This is a genomic window from Candidatus Margulisiibacteriota bacterium (assembly GCA_028715625.1).
In the GTDB taxonomy this organism is placed as follows: domain Bacteria; phylum Margulisbacteria; class Riflemargulisbacteria; order GWF2-35-9; family GWF2-35-9; genus JAQURL01.
In genome coordinates this window covers 1-7507 of sequence record JAQURL010000096.1, presented here as the reverse complement: position 1 = coordinate 7507, position 7507 = coordinate 1, and the positions used below count along the sequence as shown (strand labels likewise).

General features: G+C 38.5%; 8 protein-coding genes. 4 read left to right on the top strand and 4 right to left on the bottom strand.

Going from position 1 to position 7507, the window contains the following annotated elements; genetic code table 11:
• A partial coding sequence (locus tag PHV30_11435; GenBank protein ID MDD5457625.1) for a hypothetical protein occupies positions 1-1705 on the top strand: 1705 nt, incomplete at its 5' end.
• A 12-nt stretch (positions 1706-1717) separates the two neighbouring features.
• Positions 1718-2365: a hypothetical protein gene (locus PHV30_11430; protein MDD5457624.1), complete on the top strand. Its 648-nt coding sequence runs from the start codon at positions 1718-1720 to the stop codon at positions 2363-2365.
• Between the two features lie 9 nt (positions 2366-2374).
• On the opposite strand, the gene PHV30_11425 is transcribed toward PHV30_11430, so the two are convergent.
• From PHV30_11425 to PHV30_11415, 3 genes are read right to left on the bottom strand one after another with little or no spacing between them, the layout of a single operon-like run.
• Complete coding sequence (locus PHV30_11425) at positions 2375-3121, bottom strand: ABC transporter permease (GenBank protein ID MDD5457623.1); 747 nt, start codon at positions 3119-3121, stop codon at positions 2375-2377.
• Between the two features lie 3 nt (positions 3122-3124).
• The gene (locus tag PHV30_11420) at positions 3125-3931 is read right to left on the bottom strand and encodes an ATP-binding cassette domain-containing protein (GenBank protein ID MDD5457622.1); all 807 of its coding nucleotides are present in this window, start codon (positions 3929-3931) and stop codon (positions 3125-3127) included.
• Positions 3932-3974: 43 nt separating this feature from the next.
• The gene (locus tag PHV30_11415; protein ID MDD5457621.1) at positions 3975-4646 is read right to left on the bottom strand and encodes a hypothetical protein; all 672 of its coding nucleotides are present in this window, start codon (positions 4644-4646) and stop codon (positions 3975-3977) included.
• A gap of 79 nt (positions 4647-4725) precedes the next feature.
• Here PHV30_11415 and PHV30_11410 point away from each other — a divergent pair, with 79 nt between their 5' ends.
• Positions 4726-5502 (top strand): hypothetical protein, encoded by a 777-nt coding sequence (locus tag PHV30_11410; GenBank protein ID MDD5457620.1) that lies wholly within the window; start codon positions 4726-4728, stop codon positions 5500-5502.
• 49 nt (positions 5503-5551) lie between these two features.
• Positions 5552-6724 carry an MFS transporter gene (locus PHV30_11405; GenBank protein ID MDD5457619.1) on the top strand — a complete coding sequence of 391 codons (1173 nt, stop codon included), beginning with the start codon at positions 5552-5554 and terminating at the stop codon, positions 6722-6724.
• Here the strand turns inward: PHV30_11405 and PHV30_11400 are convergent.
• Positions 6725-7507, bottom strand: a 783-nt coding sequence (locus tag PHV30_11400) for a serine/threonine protein kinase (protein MDD5457618.1), incomplete at its 5' end; no start/stop codon positions are given.

The window sequence follows — 7507 nt, the reverse complement described above, 5'->3', positions numbered from 1 at the left end:
GATGTTAAAAAAACTAATTGCCATAACTCTTACCAAACCCGAGCTGGAAATTATAAAACAGGACTTCAAAGGTTTGCTGGAAAAATATCAACAACTCAGGTTCGAAGAACAAGAAAACAGACGTACAAAAAAGGACCCGCTGGCGCATATGTGCAGAAGTATTTCTCTGAAATCTGTTGAGCATGAAGAACCGGGTCTTGTCTGGTATAACGGTGTAGAAAAAGACATAGCAAGATTGCCCAGGTACCTCGCGCATAAAAAAATTGGAAACCCTGCCGATTACCTGCCCATTCGAGAAAATTTTGACAAACTGAAATCTTTTCTGGCAAACACATTAGACAGAGGTGAAATATTGGCAATTGCTGATCGTGACGGTGCTAACGGTACAATGAGCTCAGAATATCCGGCCTGGCTTTATACCCATTGCGAAAACCCTGTGTTTAAGCAAAATTTTGAGAAAGCTGTTTGGGAACTATTGCAGGAAGCTTTCGACAAGGAATACACGCAGGCACCACCGGAAGACAAAACAAAAAGAACCTGCGGCGGGTACAAATGGCCTAATCCTGAATTCAGTACACAGTTCAACAGGCTTATAGGTCTTTTACAGATCATCTTCAAATTGAATAATGGTTTCCCTTATAAAAACGAGATACGGACATTACTGGAACAAAAAGCACGTGAGGGGTTCTTTAAAGATGCCCCGGACCTGATCTATGAGGCAAACGACGCGAATATTTATAATACTTTGTTGGCTGCTGTTATCAATACGCAAACAGAAAACTCCTTTCAAGACTTCTGGCTGGACATGATAGCTGAGGACCCTAAAGAAAAACAAGCCGCTCTGGCCATAATGGGCTTGGTAACTGCCTATAAAAATAAAAATGATCGCAGACAACTGCTGCCTGTTATCCTCGAAAAACTGGTTAAACGAAATTTTGATCTGGATAAAACTGTCTCCAGCGTCCGAGCCGGTTTTATTTTTGAAAATAATTTTCTGGATTCGACACTGAACTTCCTGAGAAAAAACTGTTTTGACAACTCTGTTTTTCATATCGTTGACAAAAAAGCAGAAGCCGTTGACTTTATTACTGATATAAAAGAAAAAAACGGCCTTTACTCTTTTAAAATAGCCAGAGCCACTGCCACAGAAATTAAATATCAGGAATTGAGTTACAATATAATAGAAAATGTTTACAGCGGTTATACCGAAGCTCAGGAAACGATCAACGCCTATTTTAATGTGATGGGATATCCTGCTATTAATAATATATATATAACATCCCTGGAAGGCAGGCTAACCGCAGTGCGTAATATGGTTATCGACTCTACGAGCACACAGTTAACAGGACTATACTATGAAGGTATCATCGGTCTGAACAACTGTCATTTTCCTTTTATTTTCGATATAGAGGATGAAAGCGTCTTTATGGCATCTCCGGTAAAAACAACCAGCACTATCGGTGCCAGACCTTTAACTTTTGAGGATCGAAAATTCGGTCTTGATAATCTGAAAAACAAAGTTCCCTTATCTGAATTTTATGATATACCTGATTTCGGGAAGTTGATTAACGAACTGATACAAAAGGAAAGGGATGAAGCTATAGGTATTCCCATGGCACGTTCATTGTTTACCCTGGAAAATAAAATATCACCGGATATTGTACCTTATCTTATCAGGGCAATAAAACGATTTCTGGTCAAATAACGAATAGCCGGCATGAAAACAAAAATACTTTCGCTGGAAATCGAAGCTCTGTTTGCGGCTTTTCAGGAAAAAGCACAGGAATGCAGAACCAGAGTTAAAGAAGCGTTTAAAGCAGCAATTACACCGGACAGAAAATTCTGCTGTGAAGAACCGCCCGAGGAGTTCTTCGCCAAAACTATCGATTGGATTGTTGATTTCGCGCCAAGTTTTGAAGCGCTGGAAAAAATTACCGAAGCCTTAATCGCAATCGCGCCGCTGGAAAAGTCACTTAATCATTCCCGGGAGATCAGACGCTTTATAAAATTTTCCCGATCACCTGTTTATGACCATATTCCCAGCATAATTGCTCTGGCTGAACTTATCAAACAGATTGGAGATTTTGCAAAAAGCAAACCGTTAAATGACAGGCAAACTATGGATTTGTGGGGCATATTGGATATGGACTTCTTGTACTTTCAATGCGAAATGCAGGGCCCTTATAATATTCAAAAAAGATCAAAAGATAAAGCCTTCTTTCAAAAGGAATTAGTTAATTATATTAACAGGCAGGAGTTAGAGGTTATGGAAATCCTGAAAAATTTAAAAGAATTCCTGGCTAAACTTTTGTATGGTGAGGTAATAGAAATAACGCCTGAAGCTGAGGTCAGACAATTAACCTGATTATAAAACTCAGGCTTCGATGTTATTGAACAGATAACTTCCTATAACAAGTATGGTAAATGATAAAAGACATAAAATCATGAGGTCAAAACTCAGGTTGAAATGAACAATATTAACCAGAATTGAGCGCAAAGCATCTACCCCGTAAGTTAAAGGGTTCAAGACAGAAATAACCATTAGCAGCCACGGCAGACCTTTGAGAGGGAATAAGGCACCGGAAAGAAAAAATAAGGGCATAATTAAAAAATTTATTATAATCTGGAAACCATGAAAATCTGTAAGCAGTGAGGCAATAGCCGTTCCCAGAGCAGTAAAAAAAAGAGCGATAATAAACATAAAAATAATGGCGATGGGAATAGTTAAAAAATGTTGGGGTGTGAAACCCAATAAAAAAGAAATTAAAAGCACCAGAATACCTTGTATAGTTGATACTGTTGCTCCGCCAAGAGTTCGCCCCAGCATAATGGAAAAACGCGATACCGGGGCAACCAGAGTTTCCTTGAGAAATCCGAACTGCCTGTCCCAGATCACTTCGATCCCTGTGAAAATAGCAGAAAATAAAATAGTCTGCGCGATTATTCCCGGTACTAGAAAAGAAATATAGTTAATATTATTGGCCCGCTGAAAGATAGGGCCGAAGCCATAACCCAAAGCTATAAGAAACATCAAAGGCTGACCAAGAGAACCAAACATTCTGGCTCTTGATCTGAGATATCTTTTAATTTGCCGCAGCCAGAGAATGTAAACTACTTTCATGTACTATCTTCTCCTCATATGCCGACGAAAACGATCCAGATTATCAGGATTTTCTTCACGTATCTCATGTCCGGTTATAGCCAAAAAGGCATCTTCCAGAGAAGAAGTTTTTGTTTGCTCCATAAGTTGCTTTGTTGAGCCGCTGGCCACAATCTTGCCATGGTCTATTATGGCAATGCACTGAGCGATTTTGGCAGCTTCTTCCATATAATGTGTTGTAAAAAAAATAGTTATTCCTTCTTTTTTATTTAACTCCTGTATATAGTTCCAAATCAGATTGCGTGTTTGCGGATCAAGTCCCAGTGTGGGTTCATCCAGAAAAATTATTTGCGGGTGATGTAGAAGTCCGCGGGCAATTTCCAATCTGCGTTTCATTCCTCCGGAAAAAGTTTTCACCAGATCTTTTTGTCTATCCCAGAGTTCGACCATTTTTAATAACTCTTCAATACGTTGTTTTCTCAACTTTGTTTTTATTTTGTAGAGAATGCCGTGGAGTTCCATGTTTTCATATGCGGTCAATTCCTCATCCAGACTGGGGTCCTGAAAAACTATTCCAAAGGATTGTCGCACTTTATCTTTATTTTTCTGAGGGTCAAAACCGTTTACTTTCACTTGTCCGGATGTAGGCTGCAAAAGTGTGGTCAAAATTTTTATGGTGGTAGATTTTCCAGCTCCGTTAGGTCCTAAAAAGGCAAAAATTCCACCCTTCTCTACCGAAAAGCTGATATCATCCACAGCCTTTGTTGCTTTAAAATATTTAGATAAATTTTTAACTTCTATAATGTTTGGGTTGATGTTTTGATAACTCATTTTTTGTAATAGAATACTACAACCGTCTCTGAAAAAAGTAAACTTAGTCCTTGTTTTGATACTGAAAGACCATCTGGTTATTATGCTCCGGAAAAACAGTCGGTTTGAAACCGGCTCTGAGCAGCAAATTTTTCATCAATAAAAAACGATTAATAGAAATATCTCCGGTCAATTCTTCCGGATAATAACGAAAATTTATAGTTTCGCTGCTTCTGCCGGCAAGTAAACCACAAGCACAGATGGCGGTTATCAAAGCCAGCGCTTCTTTCCCATAACACTGTTTTTGAAAATCGTTATGAATGGAATACCTGAAAAATGAATGTTTATCTATAAATGAAATTACTCCATGACCTATTACTTCTTCACTGTTTTTTATGGACAAACAATAAGTATTATCCGGTTCAGAATTAGGCATACGGACATATCCGTTCCTGCCCTGGAAAGCAAGTATTTGAGTCTTGCCCAGAGAAAATCTTATAAAATGCGTTTTATGCAGATGGCTGAAAATGCTGACCCCGATCATAATTTTTGCTTTCTTTAAACCCCAGTAAAAACTGAAATGTTCTTTTTTGGTAATTTTTCTGCCGGATATTTTCTCTGCTTTAACAGGCAGTAAATACAGCTGAGCAGCAGTAAACGGAAAACCCTGTTTTAACTGGTTTCTATCTGCTAAATTTTGTGGTAATGATAAAGCAATTAATTTAAACTTTCGCATACTAAATTAATTTATCGTGATTCATAACTGTTAATTTCATTTTTTCGAATTGCCCGACTAAGTTTTTCGATAATTTATTATGCAAACTAAAATTACCTCACTTAGAGAATTATTTAATCATCAAGAACACAACTTAATTCTTCCCGCATGGGACTATCTGGCAAGACATAAACAACTCAGTCGGGAACACCTGGAAATTCTGAATAAAAAATCCTTTATTTTCTTTGCAGATGAAGTGGCTTTGATACGTTGGCAATATGATAAAACCAAATATTACAAACTCAGTGGATATCAGGCAGCTTTTGAGAAATTTATTCATACTTTTTACTCATCGGCTATCAATTCTCTGCAACGTCAATGTGAAGTAAAAGATTTTCTGTTCTTGTGCGCTGAAAACATAATACAGCATGCTGAAGGCAAAGGTATTGTTATGTTCCAAACTGCCAGAGATGGTCTTGAGTTTGTGAGCATGGATTTCGGCAAAGGAATAATTGATGAAAATAATGATGGAATTCCCGATTTGCTGGAAGTTATTAAAGAAAACACCTCTTTATATCGTGATAAAAACAAAATATCAAAAGGAAAAGCGTTAAGCCTGGCCATCGACAGGGCTGACTCTTTCAGACTCTATTCCAAAGGTTATGTATGGGACAAACAAAGTCCCGAAATAATCATGGAAACATCCGGTTCACAACAAGGAACCTGCATAGTTGCCAAAATTTTATTTTCTTCTTTAAACCTTAATCTGGGTAATACCAGACGCGGAGCCAGGATATATTTACCAAATTATGGACCAGGGTGGTACAAGAATCCTTCCTCTTTTGTTTTCCCAAGGGAAAAAATCGCTTTTATTTGAGATTGCCAAGCTTTTTAACTGCATTCTTATAGTATAATATATCTGCATTATGTTAAATTTTCTAAAAAAATTCCAAAAAGAACTGCTACTTTTCATATTTGGGATAGCTTTGGTAGCCTTTGGTGAAAGCATAGTAAACTCCACGCTGAATAATTTTTTACATGAAACCTTTAATATCTCCAGTTTTCAGAGAACATTTCTGGAGTTCCCCAGAGAACTGCCCGGACTTATGGTGGTATTTATATCTACAGCGTTATTCTTTTTACCCAGCAGAAGGCTGGCTGTCTTCGCCGGGATGATCGGAAGTTTCGGTTTAATGCTTATAGCTTTTTTCCCTACTTCTTTTTCTATCTTCTGCGTCTGGATTTTTTTCTTCAGCGCAGGCCAACATTTATTATTACCCTTGTCCAGCAGTATAGGCATGGAACTGGCTCACAAAGGCCAGGATGGAAAACGTCTGGGACAGATGAACAGTATCCGCAATCTGGCCACAATACTGGGAAGTTTTTTTATTTTTCTGGGTTTTAATTTTCTGCATCTTAATTTTAAAATTTCTTTTATTATTGCCGCTGTTATTTATCTGTCTTCCGCGATATTTTTCTATTTCATGAAACCGGGCAAAGCGCACGCTCCCAAGCTCCGCTTGAAATTGCATAAAGAATATAAACTCTATTACTGGCTTTCCATATTGTTCGGTACACGTAAACAAATTTTTTTAACATTCGCACCATGGGTTCTGGTTACAATTTATCATAAACCCACTGCTGTGCTGGCTACATTGCTGACCATCGGCGGCGTTGCAGGCATTGTTTTCCAGCCGATTTTAGGTAAAGCCATTGATAAACTGGGTGAAAAAACCGTACTCATCTGGGAGGCAGTTTCTCTGGTATTTGTCTGTTTAGGCTACGGTTTTGCTAAAAATTTACTCTCTGAAAATCTTGCTTTTATACTTGTTTCCGCTTGTTTTGTGGCTGACCAGCTGCTGATGTCCGTGAATATGGCCAGAGCAACTTATCTGAAAAAAATCGCCACTCATCCGGACCATATCACTCCGACACTCACCATGTCTGTAACCATTGATCATGTTTTCTCCATACTGGTTGCCATTCTGGGTGGGATTATCTGGATGGTCTTTGGATTTCAGTATGTGTTTCTTTTCGGCGGTTTTATCGCGATTTTAAATTTCATTTCAGCGCTGCGAATAAAGATACCAGAAAAATAACTAAACCAGCGAATAAACAATGTTCTGAATATCTTTAATCAGCTCATTCCAGTATTTGATCGTACCCCACTGAGAGAAATGTTCGATAAAGTGTTGATCCTTGCTTTGCAAAGCACACCACGCTGCGAAATGCAGCATACGCATTACTTTAAGAGCGGGTATCAAAATAAAAGATGCCCGGTTAAATTTTCTGAATACCTCATAACCTTCCAGAAACCACTCCATTTCCTGCCCGGATTCTTCCGGGCTGCCCGGTAAAAGCATCCACAGGTCCTGCACTGCAGGGCCAACACAGATATCGTCAAAATCTATAATAAAGATACCTTCACCAGGACGATGGATCAGATTCCCCTTGTGACAATCTCCATGAATTAAAAAGATCGGATCTATGCTAAAAAGTGTCCTGGTTTTTTCGATAAACATCTGCGAAATATCCGCGAATATTTTTTGGTATTCCCGAGGTAAAAAACCATTTAATAAGTAATCTGCATTTTTACGGGTAACTATTTCAGGTTTCCATATTATACGCTCGGACCTTTTAAATGTTTCCCCCACATTATGGACCCGGCCTAATAATCTGCCGATCTCCTGCCAACTTTCCTTATCAAACTCGTCAAGAGCGCGACCTCCTTTTTTGTGAAAAACAGCAAAGGGAATATTATCAAAGAAAAAAAGAGTATTGTTATCATATTTCAGCGGTGGGATAACCGGAACTTCATTTGCGGCCAATTTTCCCAGAAATGTATGTTCCTCAAGGATTTGTTCCTTGTTCCAGCGGTCCGG